This window comes from Arthrobacter sp. B6 (genome assembly GCF_001663775.1).
Classification (GTDB): Bacteria; Actinomycetota; Actinomycetes; order Actinomycetales; family Micrococcaceae; genus Arthrobacter.
This window is the reverse complement of record NZ_KV467169.1, coordinates 811,420-823,580: the sequence shown is the minus strand read 5'-3', so window position 1 is coordinate 823,580 and position 12,161 is coordinate 811,420. Positions and strand designations below refer to the sequence as shown.

At 65.9% G+C, this 12,161-nt stretch carries 13 protein-coding genes and 1 tRNA gene; 7 read left to right on the top strand and 7 right to left on the bottom strand.

What is annotated here, in order from left to right:
* Positions 1-44: 44 nt before the first annotated feature.
* Positions 45-662: a 5-formyltetrahydrofolate cyclo-ligase gene (locus AU175_RS18440; protein WP_066293036.1), complete on the bottom strand. Its 618-nt coding sequence runs from the start codon at positions 660-662 to the stop codon at positions 45-47.
* Positions 663-746: 84 nt separating this feature from the next.
* Here AU175_RS18440 and galU point away from each other — a divergent pair, with 84 nt between their 5' ends.
* The 5 genes from galU to AU175_RS18415 all read left to right on the top strand — a co-directional run bounded on the left by galU (position 747) and on the right by AU175_RS18415 (position 5,166).
* Complete coding sequence (gene galU, locus AU175_RS18435) at positions 747-1,652, top strand: UTP--glucose-1-phosphate uridylyltransferase GalU (protein WP_066293032.1); 906 nt, start codon at positions 747-749, stop codon at positions 1,650-1,652.
* A 6-nt stretch (positions 1,653-1,658) separates the two neighbouring features.
* Positions 1,659-2,279: a GNAT family N-acetyltransferase gene (locus tag AU175_RS18430; RefSeq protein WP_066293029.1), complete on the top strand. Its 621-nt coding sequence runs from the start codon at positions 1,659-1,661 to the stop codon at positions 2,277-2,279.
* A gap of 98 nt (positions 2,280-2,377) precedes the next feature.
* Positions 2,378-3,322 (top strand): hypothetical protein, encoded by a 945-nt coding sequence (locus AU175_RS18425; RefSeq protein WP_231938651.1) that lies wholly within the window; start codon positions 2,378-2,380, stop codon positions 3,320-3,322.
* Between the two features lie 123 nt (positions 3,323-3,445).
* Positions 3,446-3,518, top strand: a tRNA-Ala gene (locus tag AU175_RS18420).
* 64 nt (positions 3,519-3,582) lie between these two features.
* Positions 3,583-5,166 carry an ABC-F family ATP-binding cassette domain-containing protein gene (locus tag AU175_RS18415; RefSeq protein ID WP_066293025.1) on the top strand — a complete coding sequence of 528 codons (1,584 nt, stop codon included), beginning with the start codon at positions 3,583-3,585 and terminating at the stop codon, positions 5,164-5,166.
* On the opposite strand, the gene zapE is transcribed toward AU175_RS18415, so the two are convergent.
* From zapE to AU175_RS18395, 4 genes are read right to left on the bottom strand one after another with little or no spacing between them, the layout of a single operon-like run.
* Complete coding sequence (gene zapE / locus AU175_RS18410) at positions 5,163-5,714, bottom strand: AFG1/ZapE family ATPase (RefSeq protein ID WP_066293022.1); 552 nt, start codon at positions 5,712-5,714, stop codon at positions 5,163-5,165. The genes AU175_RS18415 and zapE overlap by 4 nt on opposite strands.
* Positions 5,714-6,709: a magnesium/cobalt transporter CorA gene (gene corA / locus AU175_RS18405; protein ID WP_066293019.1), complete on the bottom strand. Its 996-nt coding sequence runs from the start codon at positions 6,707-6,709 to the stop codon at positions 5,714-5,716. The genes zapE and corA overlap by 1 nt, the downstream gene beginning before the upstream one ends.
* Positions 6,710-6,749: 40 nt before the next feature.
* The gene (locus tag AU175_RS18400) at positions 6,750-7,175 is read right to left on the bottom strand and encodes a DUF1761 domain-containing protein (protein WP_066293017.1); all 426 of its coding nucleotides are present in this window, start codon (positions 7,173-7,175) and stop codon (positions 6,750-6,752) included.
* 9 nt (positions 7,176-7,184) lie between these two features.
* Positions 7,185-7,718, bottom strand: a complete 534-nt coding sequence (locus tag AU175_RS18395; protein ID WP_066293015.1) for an Lrp/AsnC family transcriptional regulator — start codon at positions 7,716-7,718, stop codon at positions 7,185-7,187.
* A 171-nt stretch (positions 7,719-7,889) separates the two neighbouring features.
* Between AU175_RS18395 and AU175_RS18390 the strand changes: the two genes are divergently transcribed.
* On the top strand, positions 7,890-9,167 hold the full coding sequence (locus tag AU175_RS18390) for an MFS transporter (RefSeq protein WP_066294470.1): 1,278 nt from the start codon (positions 7,890-7,892) through the stop codon (positions 9,165-9,167).
* On the opposite strand, the gene AU175_RS18385 is transcribed toward AU175_RS18390, so the two are convergent.
* Positions 9,164-9,667 carry an Lrp/AsnC family transcriptional regulator gene (locus AU175_RS18385; protein ID WP_066293012.1) on the bottom strand — a complete coding sequence of 168 codons (504 nt, stop codon included), beginning with the start codon at positions 9,665-9,667 and terminating at the stop codon, positions 9,164-9,166. The two genes, AU175_RS18390 and AU175_RS18385, sit on opposite strands and share 4 nt — an antisense overlap.
* A gap of 123 nt (positions 9,668-9,790) precedes the next feature.
* Positions 9,791-11,098 (bottom strand): MFS transporter, encoded by a 1,308-nt coding sequence (locus tag AU175_RS18380; RefSeq protein WP_066294467.1) that lies wholly within the window; start codon positions 11,096-11,098, stop codon positions 9,791-9,793.
* A 74-nt stretch (positions 11,099-11,172) separates the two neighbouring features.
* Here AU175_RS18380 and AU175_RS18375 point away from each other — a divergent pair, with 74 nt between their 5' ends.
* Entirely contained in the window at positions 11,173-12,159 is a 987-nt protein-coding gene (locus AU175_RS18375) for a LysR family transcriptional regulator (RefSeq protein WP_066294461.1), read from the top strand.
* Positions 12,160-12,161 lie beyond the last annotated feature (2 nt).

The window sequence follows — 12,161 nt, the reverse complement described above, 5'->3', positions numbered from 1 at the left end:
TATCATCCCTGCCGGAGAGGCCAACCGCTGCCGGCCGGCTGTTCTCAAACTGCGCTCAGCTGGACGAGGCCGGAGGGAGTCAGGGCGGCCGGTACCTTCCTGTCGAATTCCTCGGCGGGGATGCTGCCGGCAGGCAGTACCTCCTGGTCATACACGATTGCCGCTGAGGGAAGCCCGGGCCGGAGGCCGTCCAGCGCATTGAGGAAGACGTCGTAATAGCCCCCGCCCTGTCCGATCCGGTTACCGTCGCGGTCCACGGCAGTGGCGGGCATAAAGAGCGCCGAGACGCCGGCCATCACTTCGGGCCCGTGGCGTGTCCCGGCCGGTTCGAGGATCGGGGCATACCGGCTGCGGACCAGCTCCCCGCCGGGTGCCCAGTAGACCCAGCTGAGCTGGCGCCCGGGTTCACAGACCGGCAGCAGGACCTTATGCCCCTGGCTGTGGAGGGCGCTGATGAGCGGGCTGGTGGGTGGCTCGACGCCGACGCCCAGGTAGACGCAAAAGGTGGACGGCGTTCCGTTTGACATCTGTCTGGCCCAGTCGAGTCCGTGGTGCGCAATGCCGGCACCGGCCGCTTCGCGGAGGGCGGCATCCATGGCGGCGCGGGCAGACCGGTGCAGCGCCCGGATGTGTTCCTTGGCCGAGCTGCTTCCAACACGCATAGTGGCTGCTCCTCAGGTTGTCCGGGCCGGATTTCGCCGGCCCGGTAATTATTGTCTGTTTGCTCCCTCCGCTAGATTAGTCCAGTGACTACCACCAACCAGACAGTACGCAAGGCCGTGATTCCCGCTGCGGGACTCGGCACCAGGTTTCTGCCTGCCACCAAGGCCATGCCGAAGGAAATGCTTCCGGTAGTCGACAAACCTGCCATCCAATATGTCGTCGAAGAAGCCGTCAAAGTAGGACTCAACGACATCCTGATGATCACCGGCCGCAACAAGCGGGCCCTTGAAGACCACTTCGACAGGGTGCCGGCGCTTGAGGCCACCTTGGCGGACAAGGGCGAGACCGCAAAGCTTTCCTCCGTCCAGGCCGCGAGCAACCTCGGAGACATCCACTACGTCCGCCAAGGCGACCCCAGTGGCCTGGGCCACGCCGTGCTTCGTGCAAAGCAGCACGTTGGTACCGAACCGTTCGCCGTCCTGCTGGGCGATGACCTGATCGACGCCCGCGACGAACTGCTGAGCACCATGATCGAGGTCCAGGCAAGAACCGGCGGATCGGTCGTTGCCCTGATCGAGGTGGAGCCGTCCCAGATCAGTGCCTACGGCTGCGCGGACATCCAGGACATCGACGGCGAAAGCTACGTCCGGATCAACGAGTTAGTGGAAAAGCCAAGTGTGGATGAGGCACCGTCCAATCTCGCCGTGATCGGCCGCTATGTCCTTCACCCGGCGGTTTTTGAGGTGCTGGAACGCACGGGGCCGGGGCGTGGCGGCGAGATTCAGCTCACCGATGCCCTGCAGGAGCTGGCCGCTGGTGACGGTGAGGGCCACGGCGTCTACGGCGTGGTCTTCCGGGGGCGCCGTTACGACACGGGTGACAAGCTCAGCTACCTCAAGGCCTGCGTACAGCTGGCCATCGACAGCGATGACCTGGGACCCGGTCTGCGCGAGTGGCTTCCCGGCTTCACCGCCGGCCTTTCCAAGTAACGCACGATGCACGCAGGCCCCATCTGGCCCGTCACGCTGGAGTGCGGCGACCTGGTGCTGCGTCCCATCCGGTACCGGGACAAGAAGGAATGGACCGAGGTCCGCGGCCGGAACAACGAATGGCTCGCGCCATGGGAAGCATCCAACCCGGCGCCAGGAGGCCGCCTGCCTGACTACCGGCAGATGGTGCGGTCCCTCAAGATCCAGGCCGCGCAGTCCACCGCGCTGCCGTTCCTCATCACCGAACGGCGTCCCGGCAAGGCCACGCCGGCAATCGTTGGCCAGCTGACGGTGTCATCCATTGTGTGGGGTTCGGCCCTGATGGCAACGCTGGGGTACTGGGTGGATCAGGCGAGGGCCGGACACGGCATTGCGCCGACGGCTGTGGCCATGGCCACGGACCACTGTTTCCAGGTTCTCGGTCTGCACCGCATGGAGATCAACATCCGTCCGGAGAACGGCCCAAGCCTGCGCGTCGTTGAAAAGCTCGGCTTCCGCGATGAAGGCTATAGACCCCGCTTCCTGCACATCAACGGCGAGTGGGCTGACCACCGGTCCTTCGCCCTGACCTCGGAAGAAGTCCCGGATGGACTGCTTCCACGGTGGCTGGCATCCCGCCCCTCCTAGGTCAGGCGCTGTCATAAATCCATTGATTTGCCACCTTGCCGGCGACACACCGTGGCTAATGCCGCTGGGCGTGACGTAATGCTCATACGGTTTTGATTGTGGACTTCCCCCTTAGCAGCTCAGTGATCCTTGTGGTTGCCGTTGTGCTCTGGATCGTCTGGGTTGCCCCGTATGTCCTCCGAAACCGCCGGCACCAGTTTCAGGCCGCAGGCGAGATCGCGGCGGATGCACCAGCTACTGAATCATCGGACCCGAGAGCCGGGACGGTCATGAACATCACCGCCCAGCAGGAGAAAGCCATGGACATCAGGAAGAGCCCCGGAGCCGCCCAGGACACCGCACCAACGGAGCCCGGCACCAGGGCGGCGTCCGGCGGATTCCGGATCCGGTACGGTCGCACGGCAATCGCCCTCGTGGCATTGATCGCGCTCCTGACAGCCTTCCTTGCCGCCGTCCTTCTTCCGTTCGGACTGGGCACCCCGCTGCTGCCGGTGTCTGCCTTCCTGGTAACCATTGCATCGTTGGCAATGCTCCGCGGCCTTGCTGTCCGTGACCGCAAGAAAAAGGTCGATGCCGCGTTCAGGGCTGCGATGAGTGCCCCAGCCCGCCGGGAGGGTCAGCCGGAGCGGGCTCCCTTCGAGGCCCCGCTGCCTGCATCCCAGCAGGAAAGTCCGCTGTTCGACGCCGAGGCCAACCAGCCGAAGGCCAAGCCGCTCACGGCCGCGGAACTCCGGGAAGCAGCCCTCGCCGTTGCCCTCGAGGCCGGCGACACCTCCGTCAGGACCGCGCAGGACGCCGGAACCTCTGGGGAAACCTGGGAACCCGTTGACGTGCCCAAGCCGGTCTACGTCGAGGCTGCGAAAGCCGAACGTCCCGCACCTGAACCCCTGGACCTCCCCGAAGCGCCCAAGGCCGTGGGGAAGCCATCACTGAAGCAGGGCACTCCGGCCGCACCGGCTGCCGCTCCGGCGGCGAAGCCGTTGACCAAAGCGCAGAGTGCACTCAGCAACCTCGACGACGTCCTGCAGCGCCGGCGCGCCTGATCCCGGCGGGTCTGCCGGGGTCACACGCCGCAAGGGTTTCCGTGCCCGGTTGGTAAAGTGACCGGAAAATTTGTAGCCTAGGGTCACCGGCCCCGCGGCTCCCACCGGAGAGCGGGCTGTTCCGGGGCTATAGCTCAGTTGGTAGAGCGCTTCGTTCGCATCGAAGAGGTCAGGAGTTCGAATCTCCTTAGCTCCACTCAATGGCTGTCCGATCCCGGCGGTACCCAACGCACAAGACTTCCCTGGATTGGACAGAATCAATGAGTTTGATCCGGCTGAACGACGTCAGTGTCGGTTTCGAAAAGACACCCGTGCTCCGTGAAGCATTCTTCCGGCTCGAACCGGGCGACCGGGTGGGCCTCATCGGCAGGAACGGGTCCGGCAAGTCCACCATCCTCAAGCTCATCCTCGGGCAGGTGGCACCGGACCTCGGGACCGTCAGCCTGGACCCCGGCGTCACCACTGCCTATTTCTCCCAGTTCTCGGAACTGAACGGGGAGTCGAGCATCCTTGAGGTCCTGGACGGACTGTTCGCCCACATTAAGGACATCGAGGCCGAACTGGCTGCCATCGACGCCGCGATCGCTGCAGACCCGGCGGACAGCCCCCGGCTGGACACGCTCATCCACCGCCAGTCGGAGCTGTTCGAAGACATGGACCGGCTGGACGGTTGGGACTACCAGCGCAGCATCGACAAAGTGCTCACCACGCTGGGCTTCAGCGACGCCCACCGGGCCTGCTCCATCGATGAATTGTCGGGTGGCTGGCGGAACCGTGCCGCGCTGGCCAAGATCCTGCTTGAGGCCCCTGACGTGCTCCTGCTGGATGAGCCCACCAACTATCTGGACGTGGCCGGCGTCGAATGGCTGGAAGGCTGGTTCCGGACCTTCAAGGGCGCCACGATCATCGTCTCGCACGACCGGACATTCCTGGACTCCGTGGTCACCCGGATCGTCGAGGTGGAGAACTTCCACCTGCACGAATACCCGGGCAATTTCGCCGAGTACGTTGTGGCAAAGCAGTTCCGGCTCAAGAGCCTGGAAAGCCAGTTTCAGCACGAGTCCGAGCTGCTGGCATTCGAGGCCGAGGGCATCTCGGACCGCCGGGAAGCTGCCAAGGCGGCCAGCAAGGGGCTCGCCAACCAGCTGGCCAGGATCAAGAAGTCACGCGCGCCACGGCCGGTGGACCAGATCATCACGGAAATCTACGCCGGCCTCTACGTCAAGGACGTGCTGTGCAGGGTGGATTCGCTGGGCAAGTCCTATGATGGCCGGACGCTGTTCCGGGACCTCAGCTTCGAGATCGGCCGCGGGCACCGCATCGCCGTCATCGGCGCCAACGGCAGCGGCAAGTCCACGCTTCTGCGGGCTCTTACCGGCGAGGAGCCTGCCGATTCCGGTTCGGTCTCCTGGGCGAAGGGTGCCGGCATGGTTTCGTACAACCAGGTGCTTGAAGAGCTTAACGACGACGACACGGTCACCCATGCGGTCAATGCAATGCCGGACAGCCTGGCGCTGACTGCGACGAAAAAATCCGTCCACCGGTTTCTGGCGATGTTCCAGTTTTCGGACGCCGACCTCAAGCAGCGGATCGGCAACCTGTCGGGTGGCCAGCGTGCCCGCGTGGCCATGGCGCAATGCCTGCTCTCCGGAGCCTCGGTCCTCCTGCTGGATGAGCCCACCAACCACCTGGACCTCTCCAGCACCCAGGTCATGGAGCGGGCTCTGCAGCATTTCCCCGGCGCAGTGGTAGTGGTGAGCCACGACCGGTTCTTCACCGAAAAAGTAGCCAACCGCCGTCTTGTGTTCGGCGACGCCGCAGAGATCAGCGTTCACGCCGCCTAACTTCCGGAGACACCCTCCGGAACCGCATCGGACGCCGAGTCCACCCGCACCAGGACCGCCAGGCGCCGGGCAATACGCGCCATCGCCGCCGGCACGTCCGTCCCGCCCGGGATGTCGGCGTTCTGCCAAGCGCGTGTGGCGCGGTCCCAGTCAAGGGGGACAGGCCCGATCAGGAACAGCGTCCTGCCCCGCTCCCTGAGGGCTTCCACGGCCTCGCCGAAGCGAATCCAGCGAGCGGCCATTTCCGCCGACACGGCGTCAGGGGCCGGAACACCGTCAACGACCCACGTGGTGTGCTGGTCCGCCAATGCCGCGTAGTCGGCATGCGTGGCGGCTCCGCCGCAGAGCTCGGCGAATCCGATCCACAGCAGCTCCGGTTCAGCGTTCTTGGCTGTGAGCGGCACAGTGGCGGGAGTCAGGGTGCGCTGCTGGGCAGCCGACGGCGGAAACAGGCCGTACGTGCCCAGCTGGTGCTCGGTGCCGGGGGTGATAATGCGCCCATGTGCCAGCTCCGCTGCTGGCCCGCCGTCGCTCCCGTGGCCTGGCATCAGAGCCAGCCCTTCTTCTTGAAGATCCCGTACATCAGGGCGGCTGTGCCGGCCATCAGCGCAATGGACAGCGGGTAGCCCAGGGTCCAGTGGAGCTCCGGCATGTGGTCAAAGTTCATGCCATAGACGCCCGCCACGATGGATGGCGCAAAGAAGATCGCAGCCCAGGACGAGATTTTCTTGACCTGTTCGTTCTGTTCGGCGCTGGCCTCGTTCTGGCGGTTCGCGGTCAACGTCCCGTCCAAAGTGAGGGCGTTCTGCAGGAGGTCCCGGAAGGAGTCGGCGCGCGAGATCACCCGCTCCACGTGGTCTTCGACGTCGCGGAGGCTGTGCTGCAGCTCCGTTTCCACCCCGTATTTTTCGAAGCCGCGCTTGAGCTGCTGCATCATGCCCGGCAGCGGATGGATCGCACGCTGGAACTGGATGACCTCCCGGGCAAGTTCGTAGATCCGGCGTGAGACCGTGCTGTCACCGCTGAACAGTTGGTCTTCAATCTCGTCAATGTCGTTCTCGAGCCCGGCCACTACGGGGGCGTAGTCGTCCACCACCTTGTCCAGCAGGGCGTACAGCACAGCCTCCGGGCCGTGCCGGAGCAGGTCGGGCCGGGACTCCAGCCGGCGCCGCACCGCGGCGACGCCCGCCATTTCGGCATGCCTAACGGTGACCACAAAATTCCTGCCGGTAAAGATGTGGAGCTCGCCGAATTCCACGGTTTCCGTAGCGTCGAGGTAGCGGGCAGGCCGGAGCACAGTGAAGAGAATGTCCTCGTACCGCTCCAGCTTGGGACGCTGGTGCGCGGAGATGGCGTCTTCCACGGCCAGCGCGTGGAGGCCGAACTCGGTGGCGACGGCCGCCATCTCCCATTGCGTCGGCCGGTACAGCCCGATCCACGCCATGCCGCCGTGGTGGGCGAGCGTTTCGAACGTCTGTTCCAGGGACTCCGGCTCAGCGCTGCGTACACCGTCCACGTAGACGGCGTTGTCGATGATCGTCAACGGACTGGGTGGCCCGTCGGTACGGAAACGCGCAGGCGGTTCAGGACATGGCCCCGATGATCGCGCCGGCAACGGTCATCGCCACCACGTCGTGGCCGGAATCGATGAGCGTGACGGCGGCTGGACGGCCCGCGAAGCCATTATGGATTACATGGCCTCCTGCGCGGAACACGAGGGCCAGGACCAGGGCGAAGAAGCCTCCGGCCAGCGCGTTGTCCAGGTCCAGTTTGCTGATCAGGACAGCCAGCAGAACGGCAGTGAGGGCGGCCGCGACCATCATGGGAACCCAGATTCCGGCGCCGCCGCTGATGTTCTTCAGGTCCTCTTCAGTCTTGCCAATGGCGGCCATCCACCTGTTGCCCACCACGGCGGGCAGGTACCAGACGAAGCCGATGGCCATGGTCGCAACGAAGGCAAGCAGCACGGCCAGCCAGTTGATCTGCGAAATATATGAGAGCCAATCCATGCTCGAATCCTAGTCGCTCGACTGCCCGCGGGAAGCGCTGGGGGCCCTGGCCGGCCGTGTTGCCTGGCCCGGGCCGCCCTGCGCCAGGCGGCTGATCAGCGGCTCGGTGCGGTACGGGATGTGGGTGTGGAGCGCCAACACCGTCTCCGTCCGGATGACGCCCTTGATTCTCAGGATCTGGCGGAGGGCGGCCTGCAGGTTGTGGGTGTCGGTGGCCACCACACGGCACCAGACATCTCCCCGGCCGGATATCTCGTGGACTTCCAGGACCTGGGGGAGGAGCCGCAGTGCCGCCACGACGCCGTCTAGTTCCCGGTGCGTCACCTCAATCGTTACGAAGGCGACGACGTCGTAGCCCACCGCTTCGAGGTCGATCTCACGTCCGCCGTCGTTCAGGACGCCGGCGCGGAGCAGGCGCCGTACACGCGACTGCGCGGTATTGCGCGCAATGCCCAGCGAATCGCTGAGCTCGCCGATCTGCACGCGGGGATCGCGGATCAGTTCCAGCAGGATCTTCAAGTCGGTGGGGTCAAGGTTGTTCAAACTGTCACTTTCGGCTATGCCTACGCCTAGGAATTGATGATTTTGACCAATTCTTCCATGAATCACAGCCCAATCGGGCAGAAGTGGCGCAATCTGTACGTATCCATTCTTACCCGGCTGCCGGATCCCACAAGGACACCCGAACCGGTCGAAGCAAGCAAAGGCACGCGAATGACCGTCTTCAGCGAACTCCGCATGCGTCCCGCCACCGCAGGCCGGTCGGGTTGGGACGCCTCCACGACTGCACGGCTGGCCATGGCGGGAACCGTCATCTTTACCCTGCTGGTGGGCGCGAACCTGGCAACGCCCCTCTATCCGCTGCTTCAGGAAAGCCTGGGGCTCTCATCGTTCGGGATCACGGTTGCGTTCGCGAGCTACGTCCTCGCCCTGGTATCCACCCTGATGCTTGCCGGGCACTGGTCGGACCACATCGGCCGGCGGGCGGCCCTGATCCTCGCCGTCGTGGTGGGGCTTGCGGGCGGCTGGATTTTCGCACATGCGGAGGGCCTGGCAGCGCTTTCCGCGGGCCGCTCCCTGCAGGGAGTGGCTGTGGCGCTGGCCACCGGAGCGAGTGCCGCCGCCCTGCGCGAACTGCTGCCCTCCCGGCCGGAATGGGCCTCGCGCTTTACCCTGCTGGCCTCCGCCGGCGGCGTGGCGGCAGGCCCGGTCATCGGCGGGGTCCTGTCAATGCTGCCCGGGCCCACTACGGCCCCCTACTACGTGCATTCCGCAGTGCTTGGGGGCCTGCTGGTCCCCCTCTGCCTGCTCCGGGCCAGGCCGGCAATCATGCCCGGCGACGGCGTCAGGCCACTCAGGGCACTGGCGCCGCGCAGGCCGTCCGTGTCCACAGAGGCGAGGGGTGCTTTCTGGCTCGCGGCCGCCGTCGGATTCCTCAGCTTTTCCGTTTTTGGGTTTTGCCTGTCCTTGGCGCCGGGCTATTTTGCCCAGATCGTGCAGGCAGAGTCACGCCCTGTCATCGGTGCCCTTGCAGGGGTCACGCTGGGCGCGTCCGCCCTGAGCCAGCTCCTCAGGGTGCGTGGCCGGTATGCGGTCCCGGCGGGCCTCGGTGTCCTGGGTGTTTCGGTGCTGCTGCTGGCCGCCTCCGCTGCGTGGAGCAGCCCGCTGTTGCTGGTCGCGGCCAGCATCGGTGCGGGACTGGGCCAGGGGGTGGCGTTCCGCACGGTCTTCAACGATGTGGCCGGCAAAGTGGAGCCGGCCCGTCATGCTCAGGTCATCAGCACGGTGTACGTCATCACCTACCTGGGCAGCGCGGTGCCCGTGCTGGGACTGGGATGGGCGACGGCGGCCTTCGGGCTGGCTGCGTCCGTCACCGGCTTTGTGGCGCTGTGCGGCATCGCGGCTTTTGGGCTCGCGGTCATGACATGGCGGGCGGCCACGCTGCAGGATGCCCGCCGGGGCGGTCCTCACCAAGCACGCCGGCCCGCCTAATCGGGCAGCGGCCCGTGGTTTCCCTGGATGTGGTCGAAAACGAGGGTTGTCTCGGTGTGGCCCACCACAGGGTCGGTCGCCAGGTTGTCCAGGACCCAGTCCCTCAGGTCCTCGGTGCTGGCCACGGCGATGTGCAGCAGGTAGTCAACGGAGCCTGACGTGTGGAACGTGGAGAGCACGGCCGGAAGATGCGGAACGCGCGCCGTAAAGCGGTCGATCTGGTCCCGGTCATGGGCCCGGAGCCTGACGGCCACGAGTGCCTGCACGGACCGTCCAATGGCGGACAGGCTGAGTTTGGCTTCAAAGCCCTGGACGATGCCCCGTTCGGTCAGCGCCCGCGTGCGCATCAGGGCTGTCGAGGGGGCGATGCCCACGAGTTCAGCGAGCTGCTTGTTGGAGATCCGGGCATCCTCGACCAAGGCAGCGAGCAGCCGTTCGTCAATGGCATCCAGGGGTTCGGAATGGTGCCCGGGCCGGACGTTCTTGGCGTTGCTGCTCATGGAATCTCCTCAACGTGATCTGAGTTCATCCTAGACGCCGATTCCGGCCGTTCACCCCCTGGCCCGTCCCGTCTCCCGAATAATCACCAGGGGTTTGAGGCATGTCCGGCGGATAGTTCGCACCTAGGCGGTGCCTGCCCGGGATTCGGCGGCTGGAGCCGCGGCGGTGGCGGTATCCCGCTGAGGATGGACGACGGCGACAGTCACCGCAGTGAGGCAGGCCAGTACCATGACGGTCGCGGCGAGTGCCGGCCAGCCCCAGGACTGGAAGACCAGCCCGCCGGCCCAGCCGATGACGCTGGAGCCCAGGTAGTAGGAGAGGTTGTACAGCGATGCGGCCTGGGCCCGGCCTGTGGAGGCGATGGTGCCCGTCCAGCCGGCGCCAATGCTGTGCGCGGCAAAAAAGCCGCCCGTGAATACCACGAGGCCCAGCAGGATGATCGCCAGCAGCTGGGTCAGTGTCAGGGCCAGGCCCGCCACCATCAGGACCACCCCTGCCAGCAGGACGTTCCGCCGTCCGAACCGCAGGGTCAGCGCCGCCGCCCAGCGTGACGAGACCGTTCCGGACAGGTATGCGAGGAAAATAAGGCTGATCAGCGTGGCCGGCAGGCTGAAGGGTGCGCCGGCCAGCCGGAAGCCGAGGTAGTTGTAGACAGCCACAAAGCCCCCCATCAGCAGAAACGCCTGGACGTACAGGGCAAGCAGCTTGCGGTTGCGGACATGCCCGGCGAGGGTCGTCCAGGCGCCCGGCCAGCCGGCCGCCTTGGTCGGCGTGAACCCCCGGGCTTTGGGGACGAGCAACAGGAAGAGTACCGCTGCCACGGTGGCCAGCAGCGAAACGGCAAAAACGGCCGCCCGCCATCCCCAGAGTTCGCCGACGGGTCCGGCAACCAGCCGGCCGGCGAGTCCGCCCAGGGTGGTTCCCGCGACATAACTGCCGGCGGCCAGGGCCGCATGGGCCTTGTTCACTTCCTCATTGAGGTACGCGATGGCGATGGCAGGTATCCCTCCCAGGGCCATGCCTTCCAGCAGCCGCAGCCCCAGGAGCATCTCGAAGCTGCAGGCCAGCGGCACGAGCAGGCCAAAGACCGTGGCCGCCGTGATGCCCATGGCCATCGCTTTGACCCGCCCGATCCTGTCCGCGAGGAAGGACCAGGGAATGACTGTCACAGCAAGTCCCGCAGTGGCGAGGGAAATGGTCAGCCCGGCTTCGGCGGCCGTGATCCGCAGGTCCGTCGCCATGATCGGCAACACGGCCTGCGTTGAGTAGAGCTGGGCAAACGTCGCCACGCCGGCAAAGGCCAGGCCAGCCAGTACCTTGCCGTACCCGGCGGACCCCCTCGGGTGGCCGTCCCACGCTTTGGCGCTGGCGCCTCCTGGCCGGCAGTTCGCGGATGTATGCCCATTTCCCCACCCTAGACCGCCGGAGATATATGCTTCCAATGCATGTTTGCCTCGAAATTCATACCAATTACGGAACAGAAAACCCGGCCTGGAAGGGGCTCATGGACGCTGACCACAAACAAATGACCCAGCTGCTGCCACTGTTGCCCCTGCTCGCGGAGCTGGGCCGGACCCAGCACGTGACCGAAACGGCGGAGTTGCTCGGCGTGCCGCAGTCCACGGTGAGCCGGGCACTGAGCCGCGCCAGCGCCGCCGTCGGAACCGAACTGCTGATCCGGGACGGCAGGGGAGTGCGCCTGACACCGGCCGCACGGACACTGCTGCCGTTCATCGAGGCGGCACTGTCCGAATTCCAGGCCGGGCTGGATTTGGTCAGGCACGAATCGGACGTGGTCAGGGGACGGATTTCCATCTCGTTCCAGCACACCTTCGGTGAGGCCACCCTGCCGCTGTTGATCAGCGCCTTCCGCAGCCGCCACCCCGAGGCAGGTTTCACGTTCAGCCAGGGTGCCAGGGACAGCTGCCTCGCGGAGCTCGCTTCCGGCAAGGCGGACCTGGCCCTCACAGCCCCCGTGGCGCCCGCCGGCCGCACCATTTCGTCGGCAGCGCTCTACCGCGAACCGCTGCGGCTGGTGGTCCATCACTCGCACCCACTGGCATCCCGGCGCAGCGCCCGGATCCAGGACATCAGGACCGATCCGTTTGTGGCGCTGGGGTCAGGCTACGGCCTGCGGTCCCTGACGGATGCACTGTTCCGCGAAGCAGGCTTGCGGCCGCGCATCGCCTTTGAGAGCCAGGACTCGCACACGGTGCGGGGGTTGGTCTCGGCCGGGCTTGGCGTGGGCATCCTGCCGCCAGGCGGTGAGGGCCCGGGACGCGAGGTCACCCCCGGGACGGGCAACCTGGGCTGGGTCGAAGTGGCGATTGAGTCGGACCTGGCCTACCGGGAGATCGGACTGGCGTGGAGGCTGCGGAAGCCCGGCCCAGACGCGGAACCCGACGCTGTCCGGCTTTTCCGGGAGATGGTCCTCCAGGAGGGTCCGCAACTGCTGGCCGGCCTGGTTTGCTCACGGTCCCGGAGTCTGTAGAT

Bases quoted from the DNA above. Each gene is read 5' to 3' on its own strand.
- AU175_RS18440 (WP_066293036.1), bottom strand. From the start codon at position 662: ATGCGTGTTGGAAGCAGCTCGGCCAAGGAACACATCCGGGCGCTGCAC.
- AU175_RS18430 (WP_066293029.1), top strand. From the start codon at position 1,659: ATGCACGCAGGCCCCATCTGGCCCGTCACGCTGGAGTGCGGCGACCTG.
- AU175_RS18415 (WP_066293025.1), top strand. From the start codon at position 3,583: ATGAGTTTGATCCGGCTGAACGACGTCAGTGTCGGTTTCGAAAAGACA.
- zapE (WP_066293022.1), bottom strand. From the start codon at position 5,714: ATGCCAGGCCACGGGAGCGACGGCGGGCCAGCAGCGGAGCTGGCACAT.
- AU175_RS18400 (WP_066293017.1), bottom strand. From the start codon at position 7,175: ATGGATTGGCTCTCATATATTTCGCAGATCAACTGGCTGGCCGTGCTG.
- AU175_RS18390 (WP_066294470.1), top strand. From the start codon at position 7,890: ATGACCGTCTTCAGCGAACTCCGCATGCGTCCCGCCACCGCAGGCCGG.
- AU175_RS18385 (WP_066293012.1), bottom strand. From the start codon at position 9,667: ATGAGCAGCAACGCCAAGAACGTCCGGCCCGGGCACCATTCCGAACCC.
- AU175_RS18375 (WP_066294461.1), top strand. From the start codon at position 11,173: ATGGACGCTGACCACAAACAAATGACCCAGCTGCTGCCACTGTTGCCC.